The following is a 23,704-nucleotide window of genomic DNA, read 5'->3' as shown; positions in this document are numbered from 1 at the left end:
CCTTATGCGAAGCCGGCGCGCCCTGCGCGACACCTCCTGCAACCGGCCATCACGCCTTCGGCTGCCGGGCGCATCTGCTGTCGCTGCGCCCGTAGCAAAGGTGCTGCGCGATTCCTGCTGCGTCAATAGACACCTAGTCCATGGGGGCTGGTAGGTGTTTCTTTGCTCTGGCATCGATCATCCGTTACGTGAGCGGCGGGAACAGCCGATGCATGCATCGCCGTATCAGATGGCGCTGCAGCGATCACCGCCGTAACCCTCAACGTGCCGGCTTGCGTTTGACGTAGAGTTGCTTGCGGACGTGCGCGACCACGTCGCCGTCGCGGTTGCATACCGTGTTTTCGAACCAATGCAGGTATTTCTCCCCGCCAGCAGTGGCGGCACGCATGGTCGCCACGACCGCATCGTCGAGCGCGAAGTCTGCACTCACCGTCCCTCGGCCCGGTTTGACGAAGTCGATGCTGCCGGCCTTGTCCCACACGTAGTAGTCGCGCCCCAGCGTGTGCATCGTCAGCAACATCCAGAAGGGGTCGGTCATGGCGAACAGGCTGCCGCCGAAGTGCGTGCCCACGTAATTGCGATTCCACGGCCGTAGCCGCAGTTCGACCCGCGCATGGCGATAGTCGTCTGCCAGCGCGACGACGTGAATACCGGTGAACAGGAATGGCGGCCACAGGTTGAGGCCGGCTTTGAACAGAGAGGCGCGCATACGCAGACCAGGGCGAAACCGTGCCGAGAATACCATTCGTATGCGTATGGATGGGCGGGCGGGAGCGCTGCGCGCAGAAACCTGTCGATGGCGACGGCGGACGCGCGCGACACGCGTCCGCCGGGCGACTCAAAACAGCAGGGCGGACATCTTGCGACGGTAACGGCCGACCAGGTCCTCGTCCTCGATGACGCGGAAGGCATCGATCAGGCTGCGACGCGGCAGGTTGTCGTCGAACGCGCGGTCCTGCCGCAGCATTTCCAGGAACTGCTCCAGCGCGGCTTCGTCGTTGCCATCGAGCAGATGGCGGACCCCGAGCAGGTGACGCGCGCGCAGGTCGGCGCCATTGGCATCCACGGTAGCCTGCAACGCGGCGGCGTCCGGGGCGTCCTTGAGCACGTTGGCAAAGCTCAGCCGGGCCTTGGCGCGCACTGCGCGGTCATCGGTGGCCAGGTTGGCGGGCAGGGCATCGATGAGCTGTTCGGCTTCGGCGGTATCGCCGGTCTTGAGCAACGCCAATGCCAAGTCCAGCTTGAGTTCGTCCTTGTCCGGCTCGGCGGCGATCGCCTCACGCAACGCCGCGGCCTGCGCCTGCGGATCGAGCGGCGCCAGCGGCACGTCTTCGGCCACCTGCGGCTCGGCCGGCAGCACACCGTGCTGGGTCAGGAACTCGCGCACCTGGCCTTCCGGCATCGCGCCAGGGAAGCCGTCGACGATCTCGCCGCCCTTGACCAGGAACACCGTCGGCACCGAGCGGATCTGGAACGCTGCGGCGATCTGCTGCTCCTTGTCCACATCGACCTTGCCCAGCTCGAAGGCGCCGTTGTACTCGCCTGCCAGCTTTTCCAGGATCGGCGTCAGCGACTTGCAGGGGCCGCACCAAGTGGCCCAAAAGTCCACCAGTACCGGTGTCGTCAACGATTTCTGCAGGACCTCGGTCTCGAAGGTGTCGGTGGTGGCATCGAATACATGCGGCTTGTCGGACATGGGCTTCCAGAAGTGAGTGCGGCAACAGTGGGAGGTAATGGTGGCAAACGTGGCCGACACAAGCCTAGCGGCAATGAGGCATCTCGGCGTGCGGCGTGGCCGTCTCCGGCACGGTCGTGGCACTGTCAGGGGTTCACGGCGCGCCCGCCCGGTACGACAATGCCGCGCTCTGGCGGCGCATCGCGCCCCGTGCTGGAGCAAGACAATGCCAACCACTGACAGCGCGCAGCGCTATATCGGCCTGATCGCCGCAACGGTCTTCGTGCTGGCGCTCGCCGGGTTCGGCGCCACGCTGCCGGGTTATCTGCAGGCCAGCCACCCGGTTGCGCTGTTGGGGGCGCAAGGCGTGCCGCATGCGCTGGGCTTCAATCTGCTGGCGTTCGTGCTGGTGGGCGCGCTGGGCATGGCCACCGGCGTCAGCCTGCTGGCGCGTATGCCGCCCAAGGCCAGCTGGAGTCTGCGCGTGGGTGGGCAGTTGATCGTGCTGGCCGGCCTGGCCTTCCTCGGCATGGGCATGCTGCCGCTGGATCCCACCGATCTGGATGGCCGCGCCAGCCAGGCCCATGCCACCGCCTGGTTGTTGTGGGCCGTGGCGTTCGTGCCAGGCATGTTGTTGATTGCCGCCGCGCTGCTCAACGCTGCCACGACCCGCAGGCTGGCCTGGTTGAGCCTGGCGGCAGGGCTGCTGGTGGCGGTGCTGGCATTCGGCCCGCAGGGCCTGCTGCGCCAGGCCGTTGCCCAGCGGCTGGCGTTCCTGGCCTGGGTGGGCTGGCTGGCGGTGGCGGCCTGGGCATGGCCGGCAAGGTCCACGGTCTAAGACAGCGGTTTGGTGCACCTGCTGCACTGCGGTACCCTGTACCGCTTTGCACCGCCCGAGCATCTGCTCCCAATGTCCACCGTCGAACCGAACGTCTATGACCCGCAGCAGGTCGAAACCTCCGCCCAGCAGTTTTGGGATGCCTCCCGCGCCTTCCAGGTCGACGAAACTTCGGACAAGCCGAAGTTCTATTGCCTGTCGATGCTGCCGTACCCGTCCGGTGCGTTGCACATGGGCCATGTGCGCAACTACACCATCTCCGATGTGGTCAGCCGCTACAAGCGCATGACCGGCCACAACGTGCTGCAGCCGATGGGCTGGGACGCGTTCGGATTGCCGGCGGAAAATGCGGCGATCAAGAACAAGACCGCGCCGGCCAAGTGGACCTACGCCAACATCGAGCACATGCGCGCGCAGCTGAAGTCGCTGGGCTACGCCATCGATTGGTCGCGTGAGTTCGCCACCTGCACGCCGGAGTATTACGTGCATGAGCAGCGCATGTTCACCCGGCTGATGCGCAAGGGCCTGGCCTACCGCCGCAACGCGGTGGTGAACTGGGACCCGATCGACCAGACCGTGCTGGCCAACGAGCAGGTCATCGACGGCCGCGGCTGGCGCTCCGGCGCGGTAGTGGAAAAACGCGAGATCCCGCAGTGGTTCCTGCGCATCACCGACTACGCGCAGGAATTGCTCGACGGCCTGGACCAACTGGACGGCTGGCCGGACTCGGTCAAGACCATGCAGCGCAACTGGATCGGCCGCTCGGAAGGGCTGGAAATCCAGTTCGACGTGCGCGATCCCAATGGCGCCGCACTGGACCCGCTGCGTGTGTTCACCACCCGCCCGGACACGCTGATGGGCGTGACCTTCGTGTCGATCGCCGCCGAGCATCCGCTGGCGCTGCACGCGGCCAAATCCAATCCGGAACTGGCCGCGCTGCTGGAAACGCTCAAGCACGGCGGCGTGTCCGAAGCCGAGCTGGAAACCCAGGAAAAACGTGGCATGGCCACCGGCCTGACCGCGATCCACCCGATCAGCGGCGAGCAGGTGCCGGTGTGGGTGGCCAACTTCGTGCTGATGGGCTACGGCACCGGCGCGGTGATGGCTGTTCCCGGGCACGACCAGCGCGATTTCGAATTCGCCAACAAGTACGGCCTGCCCATCGTGCAGGTAGTCAAGCTGCGCGAGCCGCGCAACGAAGAAGAGCAGACCTGGGACGCCACCCAGTGGCGCGATTGGTACACCGACAAGAGCCGCGAGCTGGAACTGATCAATTCGGCCGAGTTCGACGGGCTGGATTTCGGTGGCGCCTTCGAAGCATTGGCCGAGCGCTTCGAGCGCAAGGGCCAGGGCCAGCGCCGGGTCAATTACCGCCTGCGCGACTGGGGCGTGAGCCGCCAGCGTTACTGGGGCTGCCCGATTCCGGTGATCTATTGCCCCAAGTGCGGTGCGGTGCCGGTGCCGGAAGACCAGTTGCCGGTGGTGCTGCCGGAGAACGTGGAATTCGCCGGCACCGGTTCGCCGATCAAGACGGACCCGACCTGGCGCCAGACCACCTGCCCGGACTGCGGCGGTCCGGCCGAGCGCGAAACCGACACCTTCGATACCTTCATGGAATCGAGCTGGTACGTGGCGCGCTATACCAGCCCGAACGCACGCGACATGGTCGATCGCCGCGCAAATTACTGGATGCCGGCCGATCTGTACGTGGGCGGCATCGAGCACGCGATCCTGCACCTGATGTATTTCCGCTTCTATCACAAGCTCATGCGCGACGCGCGGCTGGTGGATAGCGACGAGCCGGTGACCAATCTGCTCACCCAGGGCATGGTCATCGCCGACACCTTCTATCGCGATGCCGATAACGGCGGCAAGGACTGGATCAATCCGGCCGACGTGGAGATCCAGCGCGACGAACGCGGCCGCGTCACCGGCGCGGTGCTGATCGCCGACGGCCAGCCGGTGCATATCGGCGGCACCGAAAAGATGTCCAAGTCCAAGAACAACGGCGTGGACCCGCAGTCGATGGTGGCCAAGTACGGCGCCGATACCGTGCGGCTGTTTTCGATGTTCGCCGCACCGCCGGAGCAATCGCTGGAGTGGAACGAGGCCGGCGTCGACGGCATGGCGCGCTTCATGCGCCGGTTGTGGGTGCAGGTGCACAAGCATGTGGGCGAGGGCATCGACGACGAGTTGACCAAGATCGCCGCACTAGCCGGCCCCTTGAGTGCCGAACAGAAAGCGATCCGCCGCAAGACCCACGAAACCATCGGCAAGGTCAGCGACGACTATGGCCGCCGGCACAGCTTCAACACCGCCATTGCCGCAGTGATGGAATTGTCCAACGCGCTGGCCAAGTTCGACGACGCCAGCGACCAGGGCCGTGCGGTGCGCCAGGAAGCGCTGGAAGCGATGGTGCTGCTGCTCAACCCGATCACCCCGCACGCCAGCCACGCGTTGTGGCAGGTGCTGGGCCGTGGCGAGACGCTGCTGGAAAACGAGGCGTTTCCGCAGGCCGATGCCAGCGCCTTGGTGCGTGATGCGCTGACGCTGGCGGTGCAAATCAACGGCAAATTGCGCGGCACGATCGACGTCGCCGCCGATGCGACCCGCGAACAGATCGAAGCACTGGCGCAGGCCGAGCCGAACGCTGCCAAGTTCCTTGAAGGCCTGAGCGTGCGCAAGATCATCATCGTGCCGGGCAAGATCGTGAATATCGTCGCGGGGTAAGCGTTGCTGATGCGGCGGGTTGCCATCGCCGGTCCGGGCCATTCGCCGGATCGGTACGGTGACACGGGTATAGGGTGGCTAGCGCGCCTCTTCGCCATCGATGGTGGTGGCGCGTGGCGAAGCATCAGGACGTTGCCGGAGGACACCGCACCGGCGGGTCGATGCGTGGGTGTGTCGCTGCGATGTCCTGGCGATGCAGTGCGCTGGTGAGCAGCAACACAGAGGCGAGGAGGCTTGGTGTTTCATTTCACCGCTGCGTGGCGACGCGCTGGTGGGTTTTTGGCGACGGTTCCCTACACGTTATTTCACCGGCGCGTGGCGACGCGTTTTTCACTCCTGGGGCACTGCGGTTTTTCGCGGCGCCCTCTCAAGCCCCGTTCACGCGGTGTCGGGCAGGCTATCCGCCTGTTGCCGCCGCCGGGGCGCTCATCCAGACTGTGCCCATGATTCGATTCCCTACTGCCTTCGCCGCGTCCCTCGTGCTGGTCTCGAGCCTCACCGCCTGCGGTTTCCATCTGCGTAATTCGCTGGCGTTGCCGCCCGACACGCCGGCAGTGAAGGTGCAGTCGGCCACGCAGTACAGCGAGCTGGCCAAGCTGTTGCGGCGTGGTCTCAAGGCTTCCGGCGCAACGCTGGCCGATGAAGACGCCAAGACCGGCTTCGCGCAGGTGCAGGTGTTGTCCGAGCGCTGGGGCGATCTGCCGATCGCCATCGACAGCCAGGGCCGTGCCCAGGAATACAGTCTGCGCTACGCGGCCATTTTCACCGTCACCACCGCCAATGGCTCGGTGCTGGTGCCGCAGCAGGTGATCGAGCTGTCGCGCGATTACGTGTCGCCGCCGGTGGACGCCACTGGTACCGCGACCGAGCGCGAGATCCTTGCCGACGAACTGCGCAAAGACATGTCGGCCTCGATCCTGCGTCGTATCGACAGTGTGGTGCGGGCACGTTTGAAGCGTGGCGAAAGCCTGGAAAGCACCCCGACTGCGCCGTTGCCGCCGGCCCCAGCACAGCCCACCACGACGCCCGAATCCAGCGTGCCGGCCTCGTTGCCGCCTGCGCCGACCTCGGGCAACTAAGCCGCTCCCGCTTTTTCGGTTATGGAACTTCGCCCCGAGCAGCTGGCCGGCCAGTCCAACCAGCCGTTGCAGCCGGTCTATCTGATCGCCGGCCCCGAGACCTTGCGTGTGCTTGAGGCCGCCGACGCGGTGCGTGCACGCGCGCGCGCCGAAGGCATCGGCGAACGCGAGGTCTTCGATGCCGACGGCCGCGAGTTCGACTGGAATCAACTCGACGCCAGCTTCAATGCGCCCAGCCTGTTCAGCCCGCGCCGCCTGGTCGAGGTGCGCCTGCCCAGCGGCAAGCCGGGCAAGGACGGCGCCGAGGTCATCACCCGCTTCTGCGCCAACCCGCCGCCGGACGTGGTGCTGCTGATCACCGCCAACGACTGGAGCAAGGCGCACCAGGGCAAGTGGGCGGAGGCGGTCGGCCGGATCGGCACTATTGCCGTGGCCTGGGCGATCAAACCGCATGAACTGTCCGACTGGATCGAGCGTCGCCTGCGTGCGCACGGCCTGCGCGCCGATGCCGCGGCCGTGCAGCGCCTGAGCGAGCGGGTCGAAGGCAACCTGCTCGCCGCCGCGCAGGAAATCGACAAGCTTGCCCTGCTGGCCGACGGCAAGACGCTGGATCTGGAGGCGATGGAATCGTTGGTGGCCGACGCCGCGCGTTACGACGTCTTCCGGTTGGCCGAAACCACCTTTTCCGGGCAGCCGGCTGCGGTGATCCGCATGCTCGCCGGCCTGCGCGCCGAAGGTGAGGCGGTCGCCGCGCTGATGCCGATCCTGATCAAAGAATTACTGCGCACTGCATCGCTGGCGAAGGTGCAGGCCAACGGCGGCAACCTCGCTGCCGAAATGAAGGCGCAGGGGCTGTGGGAATCGCGCCAGGCGCCATTCAAGCGCGCGCTGCAACGTCACCCCGAACCGCGGCGTTGGGAACGCTTCGTCGCCGAAGCCGGGCTGGTCGATCGCATGGCCAAAGGTCGCGCCGACGGCGATGCCTGGGTTGGTCTGGAACGCCTGCTGGTGGCCGTGGCCGAAGCCCGCGCGGTGAGATTGTTGGCGTGACCGCGCGGCAGGCCGGGACCGCTGAGCAGGGCGCCCGCGCCGGAGAGCGGGAGCCTCCAACCAGCGCAACCGCAGACCAAAACGCACAGCCGGCATGTCCCACCGGTGTCGCTGCAACGTCACCAGCCACCAACGCTCAGGCCGCCGCGTCAGCCCCGCTTCTTTCCGACTCCCAAATCCCAAATCCGCAATCCCGGTCCCACACCGCGTCCCGCGTCCCGCTTCCCGCGTCCGGGCTCCATCTCTACTACGGCGGCACCTTCGACCCGATCCATGTAGGCCATCTAGCCATCGCCTGCGCGGCGCGCGACGAACTGGATGCAGGTGTGCACCTAGTGCCGGCGGCCGACCCGCCGCATCGCCCTGCGCCCGGCGCCACTGCCACGCAGCGCGCGCAGATGCTGCAACTGGCGCTCGCCGACTATCCAGGGCTGCAACTGGATACCCGCGAGTTGCGCCGCGCCGCGCAGAGCGATGCGCCCTCCTACACCGTCGATACCTTGCGCGAGCTGCGTGCCGAACTCGGCCCGAGCGCCCCGATCGCCTGGCTGCTCGGCGCCGATGCTTTTGTCGGATTGCACCATTGGCATGCGTGGGAGGCGTTGTTCGGGCTAGCGCATTTCGTGGTTGCCGCCAGACCGGGCACCACATTGGAGTTGGCCGACGTACCGGAGCTGGCCGCAGTGGTGCAGGGCCGCTGGGTCTCCAGTGCGGGCGAGCTGGTCAGCGCGCCGGCCGGCCGCCTCTATCTGCTGCATCAGCCCTTGCGCGGCGAATCGGCTAGCGCAGTGCGTTCACGTATCGCGGCTGGTGGCCAATGGCAGGCCCTTGTGCCGCCGTCGGTGGCCGCAATGATTCAGCGCGACGGCCTGTACCGCAGCGCCCGCCCGGCTTGCTGAACACGCGTCCGGCCGGACCGGCCTATAATTTACGCCAATTCCATCGAGTTGCCGCTTTGACCAGCCAAGCCCAAGTCATCAAGACCTCCCTTCCGAACCCGCCGCCGTCCGTGCCGGCCCTGTTGGCCACCGTGCGCGAGGCTGTCGAAGAACTGAAAGCCAAGGACGTGGTCGAGATCGATGTGCGCGGCAAGTCCAGTGTCTGTGACTACATGGTGGTGGTGTCGGGTACCTCGACCCGCCACGTCAAATCGATCGCCGACGAAGTGGTCAAGTTCGCCAAGCGTCTGGACGTGATGCCGCTGGGCGTGGAAGGCGAGCGCGAAGCCGAATGGGTGCTGGTCGACCTGGGCGATGTGGTGGTGCACGTGATGCTGCCGCGCGTGCGCGAGTTCTATGCGCTGGAGCGCTTGTGGACGGTGGGCGATCAGCGCCCGTCCGACGAAGACGAGTCCGACGAACTGCGCTGAATCTGCGCTACATGCGTGCACGATCAACAACGGCGCCCTTGGGCGCCGTTGTTGTCTGCGTCGTTCGTTGCGCAAGTGATCGTCTTCGTGCATTCCCTGGCAATCGCTGTTCGGGACATGTGCATCACCAGCGCGCAGCGCACCGCCTTCCAGTTACAGCGGTCCGCGCTCCCACGGGCCGGTAATCGCCAGCGTAATACCCGGCGTCTGGATGTTGACGAACAAGGTGCGCGCCAACGGGTCCCAACACGCACCGCAGAACTCCGTATCGCGGTAATCGCCTTCGGCAATCGTCTTGCCGGCATCGGCAATCTGCTGCGAGGTCAGCTGCACATTGTTCTTGGCCAGGTAGAACGATTCGCCGTTACGGGTCAGCCCGAGCAGACGCGCGCCCGGGCCGTATGCGTCCGGGCTCTCGCCGCCGTCTTCGCACAACACCACGCCGCCGCGCGCGCTCACCGTCACGTTGTCCGGATTGTGCGCCGCCAACTGATTGCCGCTGACGAACAGCGCACTCAGACGTTGGGTAAACAGGTCCAGCACCCACACCGCGCCATTGCCGTAACCGCGGCGGCCCTGCGCATCCACGCCGGTGCTGGTGTCGACGATGAACATCTTGCCGTAGCTGTACCAGATGCCTTCGCCGCGACTCATGCGCAACGCGCCATCGGCCCAGGCCTGCGCGAACGGGCCGCTCAAGGTGTCGTTGGCGCCGATATCGGCAAAGCCGTCCGGTGCGGCGATGCTGTCCAGATCGGGCTCTTCGATGTCCACCCATTCCAGTTGGAATTGCTGGCCGATGCCGGCCACGGTGAGGTCGGCGTTGCGGCGGCCACGCGCGCGCGCGGCCTGCAGGCGGCCGCCGTTTTCCAGTGAGCCATGACGGCCGCGGCGGTCGTTGGGAATGAAGCGGTACAGGCCGGCCTTGTTGCGGTCGTCTTCGGTGAGATAGACGATGCCGGTACGCGGGTCGATTGCCACCGCTTCGTGGCTGAAACGGCCCAGGCCCACCAGCGGGCGGCCGGTGGTGCGGTGGCTGTCCGGGTCCACCTCGAACACGTAGCCATGCTTGCGGCCGGTGCTGGACACCGCATTGGTCTTGATCTCTTCGCAACTCAGCCAGGTGCCCCACGGGGTCGGGCCGCCGGCGCAGTTGACCAGGGTGCCGCCGAGGCTCGGCTCCAGGCTGCCCCAGCCGCGCCGGCCGTAACTCAGCGTGGTGGTACCGCCGCCGGCCTGCTGGGTGCCACTGACGATGCCGGTGTCGTACATCGCCGGTGCGCGGAACGAACTGCCTGCGCCGCGTTCGTGGTTGCGGATCAGCACATATTCCAGGCCGCGCAGCGGGTCGCTGCCCGGGCGCCAGTCGGGCCGGCGCAGGCCGACCACGGCCATGCCGTCATGCCGGTCGGGGCAGGGCTGACCATCGTCCATGCGGTCGCCGCTCCAGCCGAACGAGCGATAGCTGAAGCCCTGTGGCAGCTGCAGCAGGGGCAGGCCGGTGCTCTGGTCGGCAACCGGCGCAAGGGGACCGTAACGGCTAGGGACCGGTGCAAGTCGCGTGGAGGGTGAGGTGGCGGCCTGGGCCTGGCGCGACTGCAACGCGCTCAAACTGCCAAGGGCGCCGGCAGCCATGACGGCGGCACTGCCCTTGAGAACCTGGCGGCGAGCGGGATCGAAAATCGGCATCGAACGACTCCTGCGTGGCTGGGTGGTCGAGCGACACTAATTGCCAGCTGTAACCACACCATGACACGCGATGACAAATCGCAGCGGACTGCCCGGGCTGTGACGCGGATATCATGTGTGGATGAAATGCCGATTGATCGCCACTGGCGAACGTGCGCCGTCGTGGGTAGCGCAAGGGTTTGCCGAATATCAGAAACGTCTTTCGCACTGGATGCCGCTGGAGCTCGTCGAGATCGAGCCCGGCCTGCGCGGCAAAGGTCGCGACGCACAGCGCGCGACCGACGACGAAGGGCGCCGTGTGCTCGCCGCACTTCCGAAAAATGCCTACGTGGTGGCGCTCGATGTGCCGGGGCGCCCGCTCAGTTCCGAACAGCTCGCCCAGCGCATGGAGTATTGGCGTGGGCAGGGACGCGATCTGGCGTTTTTGATCGGCGGGCCGGAAGGCCATTCGGCCGAGGTGCTGAAAAGCGCCAGCGAAAGTTGGTCGATCGGCCCACTCACCCTGCCGCACATGCTGGTACGCCTGATCGTCGCCGAGCAGTTGTATCGCGCCGCGGCGATGCTGGCTAATCACCCGTATCACCGCGCATAGCAACGCGCGCAGGTGGTCCAGATCCAGCAGCAAGCGAAGGTCGTCGCCTCCCGTCACCACCGACGAACCGAGCGGCTAACAAGACGTCGCGAAAAGTCGCTGGGCCGGTATGGATGGCGCGGAAGAACCGCAGTGCTCAAGCAGCGCATGCCGATTCCGACCACTGGCCGCATCTGTCCGATGGCTGCGCGGTTGTTTTGTTCGCCGATCCAAGCTGCAAGCGCGCTGCTGCGTGGCCGCAGCTCCGTAACGAGGTGGGCGGTTACTGGCGATCGATGGCGGGTGCGTCATTCAGACGGACGCTTTGGCGATGTTGCTTATTGCGGATAACCCGAGCGCACGCGTTGGTCGTGGCTGGATGGCAGTCGTCGGTCGTCTGAGCAGGGGCGTATCGATGCGGCGGCTGCAGTTGCAAGCCGCCGCATCGGGTTCCCATTCAATTCAACGCGAAGCTCACCGGCACCAGACCATAGGCTTGTACAGCCTGACCGTTCTGCATCGCCGGCTGGAAGCGCCAGCTGCGCAGCACTTGGCTACGTGCGGCCAGGTCGAGCACGCGATGACCACTGCTGGTCTGCACACTCACTTCGGTCGGGCGCCCATCGGTGCCGACCAACACGCGCAGCAGCACCGTGCCTTGCTGACCTGCGCGCAGTGCGGCCGCCGGATAGCTCGGTGCTGGCGAACTCAGATACTGCAATTGACCTGCTTCGATCGGGCCGCTGGGTGCGGTGGTCGTCGGAGCGCTGTCTGCAACGACGTCGGAGACGGTTGCGGCAACGGCAGGCGGTGCGCTGTCGACAACGGGCGCCTCACTGACCACCGGGGTCTGTACCGGCACCGGCAGCGTCTTGGTCGGTGAATGCGTTTTCGGCGTGAACTTTACTTCGACTGGAAACAGGATCGGTGGCGGCGGCGTCGGGATGCTGACCGGCATGAGCCAGCGCTCTTTGGGCGCGGTCTGCTGGGGAATGGCCCGGTGCGAGAGCGGAATCAACAACAACCCGCCCGCCAATAGGTGCAATGCCACGGCCGTGCTCATCGCCAGAACGCGTGAGGTGTCGATGCCAAGGGGACGGGAAGAAACCTGCGAGTGCGTGCGAACCATCATCCACCTCCAGAACGGAACTGCGGAAAGGACCAGCGCGACCCGGACGTACATCACCATCCGGTAGCCTAGGTTTACCGCAGCGATGGCGGCCGCACAAGCGTCACACGCGATTGCGTGGTTGCATCGCACCGTCAACGCGGCACGCGTCATGCTCATGGTGCTCGGCGATGCAGTGCGCTCGCGAGTTTCCAGACGCGTCCGTCAGTGGCAATCATCCGCGCAAACAAAACGCCCAGCCGAAGCTGGGCGTGGATGCAAGAAAAGCCCAGCCCTTTGCAGGGCTGGGGAAACGATGCTGACGGGAGAGACGTCAGTAATCGTACGACACGGACAACACGGCGTAGCGCGGCTGGGTGAAATAGACACCCATGCCGTATGTGTTGGAGAGGGTGTACGGGCTGTCTTCCCAAGTGGAGTCCACTTGCAGCGGCTTACGTTCGTTGAAGATGTTGAAGCCCTGCAGGGTGAAGGCCAACTTTTTGTCGGCAAATTGCGGGCGGTAGGTCAGGCCCAGGTCGACGATCTTCGTCCATGGCATGCGACCGGCGTCGCCAGGCCGCGATGGTTGGCCGTCGCAGATGTGATAGGCCGAGAAATAGCCGACTGGGTCGCCCGCATCAGAGTCCTCGCGGATGCCATTGATGCTGACATACCCCAGGCACGACTTCGGAGTACCAGAAAGAATGCGGATATTTCCCGCGATCAACCATTCCGGTGCGATTTGATAAGAGCCATAGAGCTTGATCTGGTGGCGACGATCGTTCGCCAGGTAGCCGCCGGAGTACCACATCAGCGCAGCCGCATCCCAGTCCTGTGTCTTGGACACGTCGGTCTGGCCGATGTCCGACTTCACCTGGCCCTCGGTATTACCGAAGTTGCGGGACAAGGTGTAATCGATGCGGCCTTCCCACTTGCCGTCGAACGGATGCTGCAGGAACAGATCCAGTGCCAGGTACTTGCGCTTGGCCTTCTTGTCGAAGCCCCAATCGGCCGACGACATCGAAACCGCGGTGCGGCCGGAACCATCCAGGTTAGCCAGGCTGAAGGAATTGGTTTCGCCCGGGTTGAAGATGACGCAGCCGGGAACATTGACCGTGCTGGGGTCAACGCCAATCGCGGTCAGCTTGGTGCGCATCTTGTCCGAATCGCAGACATCGTCGATGGTGGTGCCCAAGTTGCGGTAGGTAAACTTGGCGCCGGTGACCCAGTCGCTGCCCAGCGTCTTGTCGAAGCCGACCATGAACTCATCCTGGTACATCGACTTGAGATCTCGGGCGGCAACGCTGGCCGAGTCGGTCGGCTGGCCGCATTCCTGATTGGACGAGACCACATTGCCGCCGCAGGAGAAGCCTACGCTCGGATCGACCGCGATCGGGGTCAGGCCGGTGGGATTGCCTTGCGCGTCGACGCCGGTGTAGTTGAAGTACTCGCGGGTGAACGTAGACGGCGATGCCCCGCGAATGGCGACGCTGTTGGGTAGCGCCAGATAGTAGCGGCCGGCATTACCGTAGACCTTGAACGACGAATCGCCAAAGACATCCCAGCTCAGGCCCAGGCGCGGCGCCCATTGGTCACCGCTCTCCACATACGGCTTGCCGGCGTCGTTGAAGTTGGTGAACTTGTCATTGCGCACGCCCAATGTCAGCAACAGGTTGTCAGTCACCTGCCACTTGTCTTCCAGGAAGTAGGCCTTCTGCCGGACCGACATGCTGGTGGAGGTGTTGAAGACGCCTCGATACACGTAGTAGCCATCGCCGCCTGCGGGGCCGACGCCCAACGAACCGCTGATCGGCAAATCTGGGCGCCGCGATCGGCCGTAGGTCCAGGTATAGCCCGGGCCGGTGGTGACCACGCCTTCCTTGTCGGCGTTGAAATACATATTGTCGACGCCCGCCGCCAGCGTGTGGTTGCCCAACACGTATTCCAGGTCGAGGCGCAGACCATGCGTGCGGTTTTCGCCGTCTCGTCCTTGAGACGAGGTCTGGTTGTTGCGAATCTGGGCGCCGCCGGTAACGGAGGGGTCCTGCAGATTGGCGCTATTCAGGAACGGATTCGTGCTGGGGTTATTGCGATAGTCGCTCTGCTGGCTCTTGCCGTAGGTCGCGCTGAACGTCAGTGCGTCAGTGATATAGCTGGTGTATTTGCCGATGTAGTAGCGGTCGTTGACCTTGACCGTGTCGGCAAACGCACCGTCGGCATTTGAGGTGACTCCCTCGTAGCCATTGAAGTCGCTATATGTGCCGCCTTCGCGGTAATTGTTCTTGACGCCGGTGAATTCGAGGATGTTGCTGTCGTTGATATTCCAGTCGATCTTGGCGTACACCTTGGGCTCATCCTGGCGATAACGATTGCGACCGATGACGGCCGAATCGACCGCGGGCGTGGAAACGCCTTGAGTACGCTCCTGCTCGGCGGCGACGAACACGAACAATCTGTCCTCGATCAATGGGCCGCCCGCGTAGGCGCTGTACACCGTATTCCACGCCCCGTCGTCCTTGCGGCTACGGTACAGCGTGCCTGGCAACGTCGAGTCGGTGTAGTTGTAGTTGCTGGGCGGTGCGGTGTCCGGATAAAAGACATTCTTGTAATCGCTGGACAGGCTCTTTGGCCGCCACAGCATCTGTCCGCCGAAGTGCCACTCGTTGGTGCCACGCTTGCCGATCTGGCTGAGCACGCCGCCGGCCGAGCGGCCGTAGCGGGCGCTGTAGCCGCCGGTATAGGTCTCCTGCTGGTCGATGGCGCCGTAGGGCAGGGTCACGCCGCCGATGTTGTTCAGCGGATTGGAGCTGAGATAACCGTTGAGGTAGTAAGCGTTCTCGGTGACGCCGGCGCCGCCGAAGGAAATGGCGTTACCGAAGTAGCCGCTGCCTTGCACGGCGCCAGGCGACAACAGCGCGATCGCTTCTCCCGAGCGTGCCAGCGGCAGCCGCTGCAATTGTTCGGCGGTGATCACCGTGCGTGAGGCGGTGGCAGACACATCCACCGGCGAGATGTTCTTGCCGGTGACCGTGATGGTGCCCAGGGTGGCAGTGTCGTCGGACGCATTGCTGCTGCCGAAGGACACATCGGTGCCGGCGCCAACGCGCAACGCGATGTTCTTGCGCGTTTCGGCGGCCTGGCCTTCGCGTTGCAGAGTGACGGTGTACGTCCCTACCGGAAGATTGCCGATGGCATAGCGGCCGTTGGCATCGACCGTTGCAGTGCGCGTAAAACCGCTATCACTCTGCGCAGTGACCGTTGCACCCGCACTGGCCGGCGCGCTTCCGTAGATGCCGGCCGTGGTGCTTTGCGCGGCCGCAGTGCCGGTGGCGAGCATGCCGACGGCGCCGCTCAGCGCAAGGGCAAGCATGCTGATGCGGCCATAGCGCACAGGCGACGTGGAGCAGAACGGGCGGCGGTGCCGCGCGGAATGGCTGGTCATCTCTATCGCTCTCCAGATGGGCGCCGTCACGAAGATGACGGTGCGCTGACAACTGATGCTAGAGAGCGGTTGCGCCCGCTTAAAGAACGATTTCTCTGGATTTCATGTTTTTTTTAGCACAAAGACCAAAAAAGGCCTATTCAGACTGAACTGGTGTGACTCTGGGTACTTGTAAGTAAGCAGATTTTAGGTTGACGAGCGCGCGGTAACGTCCAGTCGCCGGGAGAGCGGCGCGGAGTCGACTGGCCGCGTCAACGACACTGCCCTCCGAAGAGGGCAGTGCAAACGCAATACGTAGGTCCTGATCGAGTTCCCGCTCCTCAACGTCCCAGCTCGAACGTGACATCCAGATTGATCGACAGCGTGCTTTCGCCCGGGGCCACCGGGGTGTCCATCTCGGCCTTGGCCGAGCGCATCGAGGCGGCCATCATCATCGGGCGCACCGCACCGCCGCTGTGGCCTTCGGAGATGCTGACAATGCGGCGCACCTTCAGGCCCAACGACTTGGCATAGGTTTCGGCACGCGCCTGGGCTTTTTTCAGTGCGGCAACGCGTGCTTCGTCGTAGACCGGTTCGGGTTGGTCGATCGAGAAGCTCGGGCCGTTGATGTCGTTGGCGCCCTGCGCGACCAGGGCGTCGAGCACCTTGCCCAGGCGGGTGATGTCGCGGACCTTGAGACTGACGGTGTTGCTGGCCTGGTAGCCGTTGATCTTGGGCGCTTCGTTTTCTTTATAGGTGTATTGCGGGCTCAGATTGATGCCGCTGGTCTGCACATCCTTGTCGGCGATGCCGGCCGCCTTCACTGCGGCCATGACCTTGCTCATCTGTTCGGCGTTCTGGCGCATGGCGGCATTGCCGTCGGCGGCCTGGGTGACGACGCCCGCAGACAGCGTGGCGATGTCCGGCACGCGCTTGGCCTCGGCCTCGGCCGACACATTGAGCAGGGTGCCGTCGCTGGGGATGGTGTAGCTCGACGCAGGTTGGGCGTGGGCGGTCATGGCGGTTCCGGCAGCGATGGACAGGGCCAGCAACAACGGCTTGAGGTGGGTACGCATGAGATCTCCTTGTCTGTGTGGCGAGCGTGTTGGCAGGTCGATGAATATGTTGTGAGTCGAACGCAACAAGGCTTCCGGCAGCGGTGCGTGCGTTCACCAGGCGAGCGGGCGAGTGCGGGCAACAGGTATGCTGGACGGATGCTCTATCTCGCCTCCCGTTCGCCGCGCCGACACGAACTCCTGCAACGCCTGGATGTGCCGTTCCAGACATTGCAACTGGATGTGCCCGAGCTGCGCGCAGCCAATGAATCGCCCGAACACTACGTGCAGCGCGTCGCGCTGGACAAGGCGCACGCCGGGCTGGCGCTGGTACAGGCCGCTGACCCCGACGCCATTGTGCTGGGCTCGGATACCGAAGTGGTGCTGGGCGAGCGGGTGTTCGGCAAACCGGTCGATGTGGACGATGCCAGCGCGATGCTGCGCGTGTTGTCCGGGCGCACCCACCAGGTGCTCACGGCGGTGGTTCTAGTCTGCACGCAGCGCGCGCCGGCGCAGGCATTGGTTGTGTCGGAGGTCACTTTCGACACGCTCGATGCTGCGCAGATCGCCGCCTACGCGGCGTGTGGCGAGCCGATGGGCAAGGCCGGCGCCTACGCGATCCAGGGCCGCGCCGAACGCTTCATCCGCCATCTGTCCGGAAGCTATTCCGGCGTGATGGGATTGCCGCTTTATCACACCTCGCAGTTGCTCACAGCCTTCGGAGCGCATTGATGTCGGAAGAGATTTTGGTCAACGTCACCCCGCGCGAAACCCGTGTGGCGGTGATCGAGAACGGCATGCTGCAGGAGCTACATATCGAGCGCGGTTGGCGCCGGGGCGTGGTGGGCAATATTTACAAGGGCAAGGTGCAGCGGGTGATGCCCGGCATGCAGGCCGCGTTCGTCGAAGTCGGACTGGAGCGTGCTGCGTTTCTGCACGCCAACGATGTGATCCGCCTGGCGCCAGTGCCGGCCAGTGTGGTCGATACCGAAGAAACCCCGATCCCGCCGCCGCCGCCGGCCTCGGTGCCGATCGTGGAGCTGCTGCGCGACGGTCAGGACATCGTGGTGCAGGTGGTCAAGGACCCGATCGGCACCAAGGGCGCGCGGTTGACCACCCAGATCAGCATTCCGTCGCGCTATCTGGTGCTGCTGCCGCAGTCCAAGGTCGTCGGGGTGTCGGCGCGCATCGAAGACGAGGCCGAGCGCCTGCGCCTGAAGACCATCGTCAGCGAGGTCTCGGCCCAGCATGGCGGCTTCGGCTACATCATCCGCACCAATGCCGAAGGCCAGCCGGCCGAGGCATTGGCCGAGGACATCGCGTATCTCTCGCGGGTCTGGACCGTGGTCGAGCGCCGCGGCCGTGAAGCGCCGCCGTGCAGCATCATCTACGAAGACCTGAGCTTGCCGCTGCGTGCGGTGCGCGACCTGATCCGCCGTGACGTGGAGAAGGTGAAGGTCGATTCCAACGAGACCTTCGTGCAGTTGCAGGCCTTCGTGGCCAAGTACATGCCGGTGCTGGCCGAGCGGCTGGAGCTGTACACCGGCGACCGGCCGATCTTCGACCTGTACGGGGTCGAGGACGAGATCGGGCGTGCGTTGAACAAGCAAGTGCCGCTCAAATCGGGCGGCTATCTGGTGATCGACCAGACCGAGGCGATGACCACCATCGACGTCAACACCGGCTCGTTCGTGGGGCAGCGCAACCTCGAAGAAACCGTGTTCCGCACCAATCTGGAGGCTGCACAGGCGGTGGCGCGGCAACTGCGGCTACGCAATCTGGGCGGCATCATCATCATCGACTTCATCGACATGGACGACCCGGAGCATCGCCGCCAGGTGCTGCGCACGCTGGAGAAGGCGCTTGCACGCGATCACGCCAAGACCACCGTGTACGAGTTCTCGCCGTTGGGCCTGGTGGAGATGACCCGCAAGCGCACCGTGGAAAGCCTGGAGCGCCAGCTCTCGGAAACCTGCGGCCAATGCGGCGGGCGCGGCACCATCAAGACCGCAGAAACGGTGACCTACGAGATCTTCCGCGAGATCACCCGCGCTGTGCGCCAGTTCGATGCCGCCCGTCTGCTGGTGATCGCCTCGTCCAAGGTGGTCGCGCGCATCACCGAGGAAGAGTCGGCAGCCGTGGCCGAACTGGAAGAGTTCCTCGGCAAAAGCATCCGCTTCCAGTCCGACGACCAGTATCTGCAGGAGCAGTTCGATGTGGTGCTGCTATGAGGCAGGAATGGAGAGTCGGGAACCGGGAATGGGGGTGGAGCGAAAGGCGCTCTGCGGGGTGCCGGTGACATCTTTAGAATGGCGGCGCGCGCGGATGGATGATCGTGCGCGCGGCGCGGTTTGTGCTCCTGCGATTCCCTATTCCCTATTCACCATTCCCCGCCGTTAATGCCCACCCCGCTGCGCCGCCGTCTGCGCCTGTTTCGCCGCTATGCGATCACTGCCTGCGCGCTTGCGCTGGTAGCGGTCGCGTTGCTGGTGGGCGCGGCGAGCCAGGCATTGCCGTTGGCCGAGGAGCACCCACAGCAGATTGCGCAGTGGCTGAGCCAGCGTGCCGGTCAGCCGATCGCGTTCGATCGGCTGCAAGCCCAGTGGACGCGACGCGGTCCGCTGTTGCGGCTGGATGGGTTGCGCATCGGCCCGCACGGAGAGGTGCGCGTCGGCCAGGCCGAGGTGTTGCTGGCGATGTACGCCGGGCTGTTGCCGGGGCATTCGTTGACCGAGATACGCCTGCGTGGCCTGGCGCTGACCTTGGAGCGCAGCGACGACGGTGCGTGGTCGGTGCAGGGCATGCCCAGCGGCGGGGATTCCGATCCGCTGGATGCGCTGCGCCGGCTCGGCGAGATCCAGCTGGCCGAAGCGCGCCTGCATGTGGCCGCGCCATCGATCGGCCTGGACACCACGCTGCCGCGCATCGATCTACGCCTGCGCGTCAGCGGCTCCACCGTGAAGGTGGGCAGCCGTAGCTGGATCGATCTCAAGCGCGCGCCGCTGACGGCGGTGCTGGAATTCGACCGCGACAGTGGCGACGGTCGTGCTTACGCGCAAGCCGACCCGGCTGACCTGTCCGCGTGGGCGTCGTTGCTGCAGTTCGGCGGCATGCGCGTGGATGGTGGTGGCGGGCGGCTGCAGGCTTGGGCACAGCTGCGCGCACGAAAGATCGCCGCGGTGAGCGTGGATGCCGATCTGCAGCAGCTGCGCCTGTCCGGGGAAGCGCTGCCGGACGAGACCGCGCGGCGCACATTGACCTGGGAGCGGCTGCAGGCCCACGCGCGCTGGCAGACCATCGATGGCGGCTGGCGGGTCGACGCCCCGCTGCTGCGCATGGGGCAGGCAACGCATCTGCAGCACCTGGACGGGCTGAGCATTGCCGGCGGGCGCCGCTATGCGGTGGTAGGCAAGCATGTCGATGTCTCGGGCTTGATCGCGGCGGCGGCGCTGAGCGAGCAGTTGTCGCCTGCCTTGCGACGCTGGCTGAGCCTGTCCAAACCGCAGCTGCGGGTGGCCGACCTGCAGATCGCCGGCGAGCAGGGCGGCGCAATGCGGGCGCAGGGCCAGATCGAAGAACTCGGGTTTCTGCCGGTGGGCAATGCGCCGGGCATCAGCGGCCTGCGCGGCAGCATCGATGGCGATGCGCAGGGCGTGGAGCTGGATCCCGTGCCCGACACCACGCTGCGCTTCGATTGGCCAACCGGCTTTGGCGTGGTGCATGAGATTCAGCTGGCCGGCAAGATCGTCGGTTGGCGCGAAGGCGCCGGCTGGCAGGTCGCCACTCCGGCGCTGCGTGTGCAGGGCAAGGATTACGGCGCCAACGTGCGCGGCGGGCTGTGGTTCCAGGGCGATGGCCGCCGCCCGCGCATGCAGCTGGCGGCCCAGTTGGACGATGTGGCGCTGCCGGTGGCGCGCAAGTTCTGGATCCGCTCCAAGATGAGCGAGGCTGCCATCGACTGGCTCGATATGGCCGTGGCTGGCGGCACCGTCACCGGGGGCACTGGCCTGGTCAGCGGCGATCTGGACGATTGGCCGTTCGACAATAACGACGGGCGCTTCGAAGCATTCGGGCAGATTCGCGATGGCGTGATCCGCTTCCAGCCGGACTGGCCGGCGATGGAACAGGTCCAGGCGCACCTGCGTTTTATCGGCAACGGTTTCTCGCTGCAGGGGCAGGGCGACCTTGCGGGTACGCCGATTGCGCAGCTGGAAGCGGGCATCCCCAGTTTCGCCACCTCTGAACTCTACGTCCGCGCCTCCACCCAGGCCGATGCAGCGCAGCTACTGGGCATGCTGCGCAAGAGCCCGCTGGAGCGCCGCTATGGCGACACCTTGCGCAATCTCACCGTGTCCGGTCCGGCCGCCGTGACCTTCGATCTACTGCGTCCATTGCGCACCCATGGCGTTGGCGGCCATCTGCAGGGCACGGTGGCGTTACAGGGTGCCAAGCTGGCCGATGCGCGCTGGGATCTGGCCTTCGACCAGGTCAGCGGGCAGGCCGAGTACCGAGACACCGGCTTTGCCGCCGACCATCTGAGCGTGCAGCACGAGGGGCGCAGCGGCGACTTGTCGTTGCGCGCCGGCGGGTTGGTGCAGGACCCCAAGCAGGCCTTCGAAGCACGTCTTGGCGCCACCCTGGATGCCAGGGAATTATTCGACCGCGCACCGCAGATGGAGTGGCTGCGTCCGTACGTGCACGGCAGTGCACCCTGGCAGGTCGGTGTGGATGTGCCGCTGCCGCCGCCGGGGCAAACCGATGCAAATGCGATGCTGACGCTCCGGTCTAGCTTGGTTGGCACCACGCTGGATCTTCCTGCGCCGCTGGACAAGGCCGCCAGCCAGCCGTTGGACACCCAGGTCAAGGTGGCGCTGCCGGTGGGCGATGGCGATATTGATGTGGCGTTCGGCAAGCTGGTGGCGCTCAAGGCCAGCAGCCATGGCGAGCAGACCGGCGTGCGCGTGGTGATGGGCACCGACACCGTCACCGAACGGCCGCCGGCCAACGGGTTGGTGGTCACTGGTCGCGCCGCGTCGCTGGATGCGATCGACTGGATCAGCCTGGCGCGCGGCACCAGCAGCGATGCAGACATGCCGCCGCTGCCCGGCCAGCCTGCCATTCCCAAGAAAGACGCGGTGCCGTTGCAGGAGGTGGACGTGCAGGCAGACCGCTTGCTGATGATCGGCGGGGTATTCCCGCAAACGCGCCTGCGTCTGCACCCCACCCGCGATGCGGTGGCGGTGACGCTGGACGGCCCCTCGCTGGCTGGCCAGCTCACCGTTCCCACAGCCGATGGTGCAACCGTGCAGGGCAAGTTGAAGACCGTGCACTGGCAGCCGGTGGCGGCGCCTGCCGAGCCGGCCGCACCCGAACCTGGCGACCCGCTGGCCGGCGCGTTGCCGGAACCTGCGCGTCGTGCCGTGGCCGAATTCGACCCGGTCTCTATTCCGCCGCTGGCGTTGGATATCGACGATCTGCAGATCGGCAAGATGACCTTCGGCGCGGCCACCCTGCGCAGCAGCCGGCTCACCGATGGCATGCAGGTGGATCAGTTGCAGTTGCGCTCGGACGACCAGAACATCGGCCTCACCGGTGCCTGGCGCGGCAAGGGCGACGCGGCCAGCACGCGCCTGTCAGCGCGTGTGGACAGCCGCAACCTGGGCAATCTGCTGCAGAACCTCACCCTGGGCGGCCAGCTGCGTGGCGGCGAAGGAGCGCTGGAACTCAATGCTGGCTGGGAAGGCTCGCCCACTGGCTTTGCGCTCGGCTCGCTGGACGGCAACCTCAAGGTGGACGTGCGTAATGGCCAGTTGCTGGAAGTGGACCCAGGCGCCGGCCGCGTACTCGGCCTGCTCAGCGTGGCGCAGCTGCCGCGTCGGTTGATGTTCGACTTCCGCGATTTCTTCTCCAAGGGCCTGGCCTTCAACAAGTTAGCCGGCGAAGTGCGCTTCGGTGAGGGCTTCGCGCGCACCGATGCCATCCGCATCGAAGGCCCCGCTGCCGACATCGCCATCCGCGGTCAGACCGACCTGCGTGCACAGACCTTCGACCAAACCGTGGACGTGAACCCCAAGGCCGGCAACCTGCTGACCGTGGTCGGCGCAGTTGCCGGTGGCCCGGTGGGTGCGGCAGTCGGCGCGGCGGCCAACGCGGTGCTCGGTAAGCCGCTGGGTGCGATCGGTGCCAAGACCTACCACGTCACCGGGCCGTGGAAAGATCCGCAGGTGGACGTCGTGGAGCGCGAGGCGCGCGAGCGGGCGCCGCGCAAACCGGCCGCTCCATCGGGTAAGTCCGGCAAGACAGATCCGACGCTGCGCTGACGCACTCAGACGGCCGGGGTTTCGTCGCTGCCGGCACGCGTAAACATTGGCAAACGCAGGCGCGAACGATGCCCCGGCGCTGGCGGCTGCCCCGGTGCGGCCACGCCAAGAAAGTAGCCACGCTGCCATTTTTCGCGCGCTGCCGCCGAGTGCGCATCGGGCAATTCATCGAGAAAGCGCGTGCGGCTGTGGGTCCAGTCGGCATGCTGCTGCGCCAGTTGCGGCGCCTCGGAGAGCGGCTTCCACTGCGGCTGCACCTGCTCGATCAATTGTCGCTGTAGCGGGAACAGGTGACAGAACGGCTCGCCCGCCTCGAAGCGCACCCGCCCGGGCCGGGTGAAACGCCAGTTCATGGTGAAGGTGTGCGGACTCCAGTCGGTTTCCACCATGCCGCTCAGCGCGCCGATGCCGTCCTTGGGCCGGTTCAAGGGCCCGGTGACGAACAGGTCGATACCGCTGTCGGTGCGGAACAGGCAGGGCACATGGAAGGTCAGCACGCCATAGCCGAAGTGGCTGATCGCCGGTGCCACCGTGTCTGCATCGGCCGTGATGGTGATCGCCGTCAGCGCGTCGCTGCCGTCCCAGCGGGCTTCGAAACCGGACTGGCACAGCAGTTCCCAGCCATGCGCATTGGCAATCGCCAGCGGCAGGCAGCGGTAGGCGTAGCGTTGGTCGGTGGCGTCCATCCACGCGCGCTCATGCGGGGCAGGGCGGATGTCCAGCGTGTGGCCGTCCAGAACGTGGGCGATGAGCTTCATGCGGGCGATCGGTGAAGAGCTGGCTGGCGATAATAGCT

The 23,704-nt window shown here is 65.6% G+C and carries 17 protein-coding genes and 1 other RNA gene; 10 read left to right on the top strand and 8 right to left on the bottom strand.

The genetic code is table 11. The features are described 5' to 3' along the window. Window positions 1-259: 259 nt before the first annotated feature. Window positions 260-709: a DUF4442 domain-containing protein gene (locus tag XpruCFBP8353_RS00810; protein ID WP_022973972.1), complete on the bottom strand. Its 450-nt coding sequence runs from the start codon at window positions 707-709 to the stop codon at window positions 260-262. A 129-nt stretch (window positions 710-838) separates the two neighbouring features. Continuing rightward, window positions 839-1,696 carry a thioredoxin gene (gene trxA, locus XpruCFBP8353_RS00805; RefSeq protein ID WP_101361504.1) on the bottom strand — a complete coding sequence of 286 codons (858 nt, stop codon included), beginning with the start codon at window positions 1,694-1,696 and terminating at the stop codon, window positions 839-841. A gap of 205 nt (window positions 1,697-1,901) precedes the next feature. Here trxA and XpruCFBP8353_RS00800 point away from each other — a divergent pair, with 205 nt between their 5' ends. The 6 genes from XpruCFBP8353_RS00800 (at window position 1,902) to rsfS (ending at window position 8,741) form a co-directional block, all read left to right on the top strand. Then, entirely contained in the window at window positions 1,902-2,513 is a 612-nt protein-coding gene (locus tag XpruCFBP8353_RS00800) for a DUF998 domain-containing protein (RefSeq protein WP_101361503.1), read from the top strand. Between the two features lie 72 nt (window positions 2,514-2,585). Then, the gene (gene leuS / locus XpruCFBP8353_RS00795; protein WP_101362412.1) at window positions 2,586-5,243 is read left to right on the top strand and encodes a leucine--tRNA ligase; all 2,658 of its coding nucleotides are present in this window, start codon (window positions 2,586-2,588) and stop codon (window positions 5,241-5,243) included. A 443-nt stretch (window positions 5,244-5,686) separates the two neighbouring features. Then, window positions 5,687-6,322, top strand: a complete 636-nt coding sequence (locus XpruCFBP8353_RS00785; RefSeq protein ID WP_101361502.1) for an LPS-assembly lipoprotein LptE — start codon at window positions 5,687-5,689, stop codon at window positions 6,320-6,322. A gap of 21 nt (window positions 6,323-6,343) precedes the next feature. Next, complete coding sequence (holA, locus tag XpruCFBP8353_RS00780) at window positions 6,344-7,372, top strand: DNA polymerase III subunit delta (protein ID WP_101361501.1); 1,029 nt, start codon at window positions 6,344-6,346, stop codon at window positions 7,370-7,372. Then, a complete protein-coding gene (nadD, locus tag XpruCFBP8353_RS00775; RefSeq protein WP_101361500.1) occupies window positions 7,369-8,271 on the top strand; it encodes a nicotinate-nucleotide adenylyltransferase in 903 nt (300 codons plus the stop codon). The genes holA and nadD overlap by 4 nt, the downstream gene beginning before the upstream one ends. A 56-nt stretch (window positions 8,272-8,327) precedes the next feature. After that, on the top strand, window positions 8,328-8,741 hold the full coding sequence (gene rsfS, locus XpruCFBP8353_RS00770; protein ID WP_005912943.1) for a ribosome silencing factor: 414 nt from the start codon (window positions 8,328-8,330) through the stop codon (window positions 8,739-8,741). 153 nt (window positions 8,742-8,894) lie between these two features. Here rsfS and XpruCFBP8353_RS00765 read toward each other — a convergent pair whose 3' ends face one another. Further along, on the bottom strand, window positions 8,895-10,430 hold the full coding sequence (locus XpruCFBP8353_RS00765) for an alkaline phosphatase PhoX (RefSeq protein ID WP_101361499.1): 1,536 nt from the start codon (window positions 10,428-10,430) through the stop codon (window positions 8,895-8,897). A 121-nt stretch (window positions 10,431-10,551) separates the two neighbouring features. On the opposite strand from XpruCFBP8353_RS00765, the gene rlmH reads away from it, so the two are divergent. After that, complete coding sequence (gene rlmH, locus XpruCFBP8353_RS00760; protein WP_101361498.1) at window positions 10,552-11,022, top strand: 23S rRNA (pseudouridine(1915)-N(3))-methyltransferase RlmH; 471 nt, start codon at window positions 10,552-10,554, stop codon at window positions 11,020-11,022. Window positions 11,023-11,095: 73 nt separating this feature from the next. Here rlmH and XpruCFBP8353_RS00755 read toward each other — a convergent pair. From XpruCFBP8353_RS00755 to XpruCFBP8353_RS00740, 4 genes are all read right to left on the bottom strand, one after another. Next, a non-coding RNA gene (locus XpruCFBP8353_RS00755) (sX9 sRNA) lies at window positions 11,096-11,171 on the bottom strand. A gap of 287 nt (window positions 11,172-11,458) precedes the next feature. After that, complete coding sequence (locus XpruCFBP8353_RS00750) at window positions 11,459-12,133, bottom strand: energy transducer TonB (RefSeq protein ID WP_101361497.1); 675 nt, start codon at window positions 12,131-12,133, stop codon at window positions 11,459-11,461. 310 nt (window positions 12,134-12,443) lie between these two features. After that, window positions 12,444-15,554 carry a TonB-dependent receptor gene (locus tag XpruCFBP8353_RS00745; protein WP_101361496.1) on the bottom strand — a complete coding sequence of 1,037 codons (3,111 nt, stop codon included), beginning with the start codon at window positions 15,552-15,554 and terminating at the stop codon, window positions 12,444-12,446. A 320-nt stretch (window positions 15,555-15,874) separates the two neighbouring features. Further along, on the bottom strand, window positions 15,875-16,609 hold the full coding sequence (locus XpruCFBP8353_RS00740; RefSeq protein ID WP_101361495.1) for an SIMPL domain-containing protein: 735 nt from the start codon (window positions 16,607-16,609) through the stop codon (window positions 15,875-15,877). 138 nt (window positions 16,610-16,747) lie between these two features. On the opposite strand from XpruCFBP8353_RS00740, the gene XpruCFBP8353_RS00735 reads away from it, so the two are divergent. The 3 genes from XpruCFBP8353_RS00735 to XpruCFBP8353_RS00725 all read left to right on the top strand — a co-directional run bounded on the left by XpruCFBP8353_RS00735 (window position 16,748) and on the right by XpruCFBP8353_RS00725 (window position 22,908). Further along, complete coding sequence (locus XpruCFBP8353_RS00735; RefSeq protein ID WP_101361494.1) at window positions 16,748-17,320, top strand: Maf-like protein; 573 nt, start codon at window positions 16,748-16,750, stop codon at window positions 17,318-17,320. Beyond that, entirely contained in the window at window positions 17,320-18,819 is a 1,500-nt protein-coding gene (gene rng / locus XpruCFBP8353_RS00730) for a ribonuclease G (RefSeq protein ID WP_101361493.1), read from the top strand. The genes XpruCFBP8353_RS00735 and rng overlap by 1 nt, the downstream gene beginning before the upstream one ends. Window positions 18,820-18,987: 168 nt before the next feature. Beyond that, on the top strand, window positions 18,988-22,908 hold the full coding sequence (locus XpruCFBP8353_RS00725) for a YhdP family protein (RefSeq protein WP_101361492.1): 3,921 nt from the start codon (window positions 18,988-18,990) through the stop codon (window positions 22,906-22,908). Between the two features lie 5 nt (window positions 22,909-22,913). Here XpruCFBP8353_RS00725 and XpruCFBP8353_RS00720 read toward each other — a convergent pair whose 3' ends face one another. Then, the gene (locus XpruCFBP8353_RS00720) at window positions 22,914-23,666 is read right to left on the bottom strand and encodes a DUF6065 family protein (protein WP_101361491.1); all 753 of its coding nucleotides are present in this window, start codon (window positions 23,664-23,666) and stop codon (window positions 22,914-22,916) included. Between the last annotated feature and the right edge of the window lie 38 nt (window positions 23,667-23,704).

Source organism: Xanthomonas prunicola (assembly GCF_002846205.1).
Lineage (GTDB): Bacteria > Pseudomonadota > Gammaproteobacteria > Xanthomonadales > Xanthomonadaceae > Xanthomonas > Xanthomonas prunicola.
This window is presented reverse-complemented; position numbering and strand designations above follow the sequence as displayed.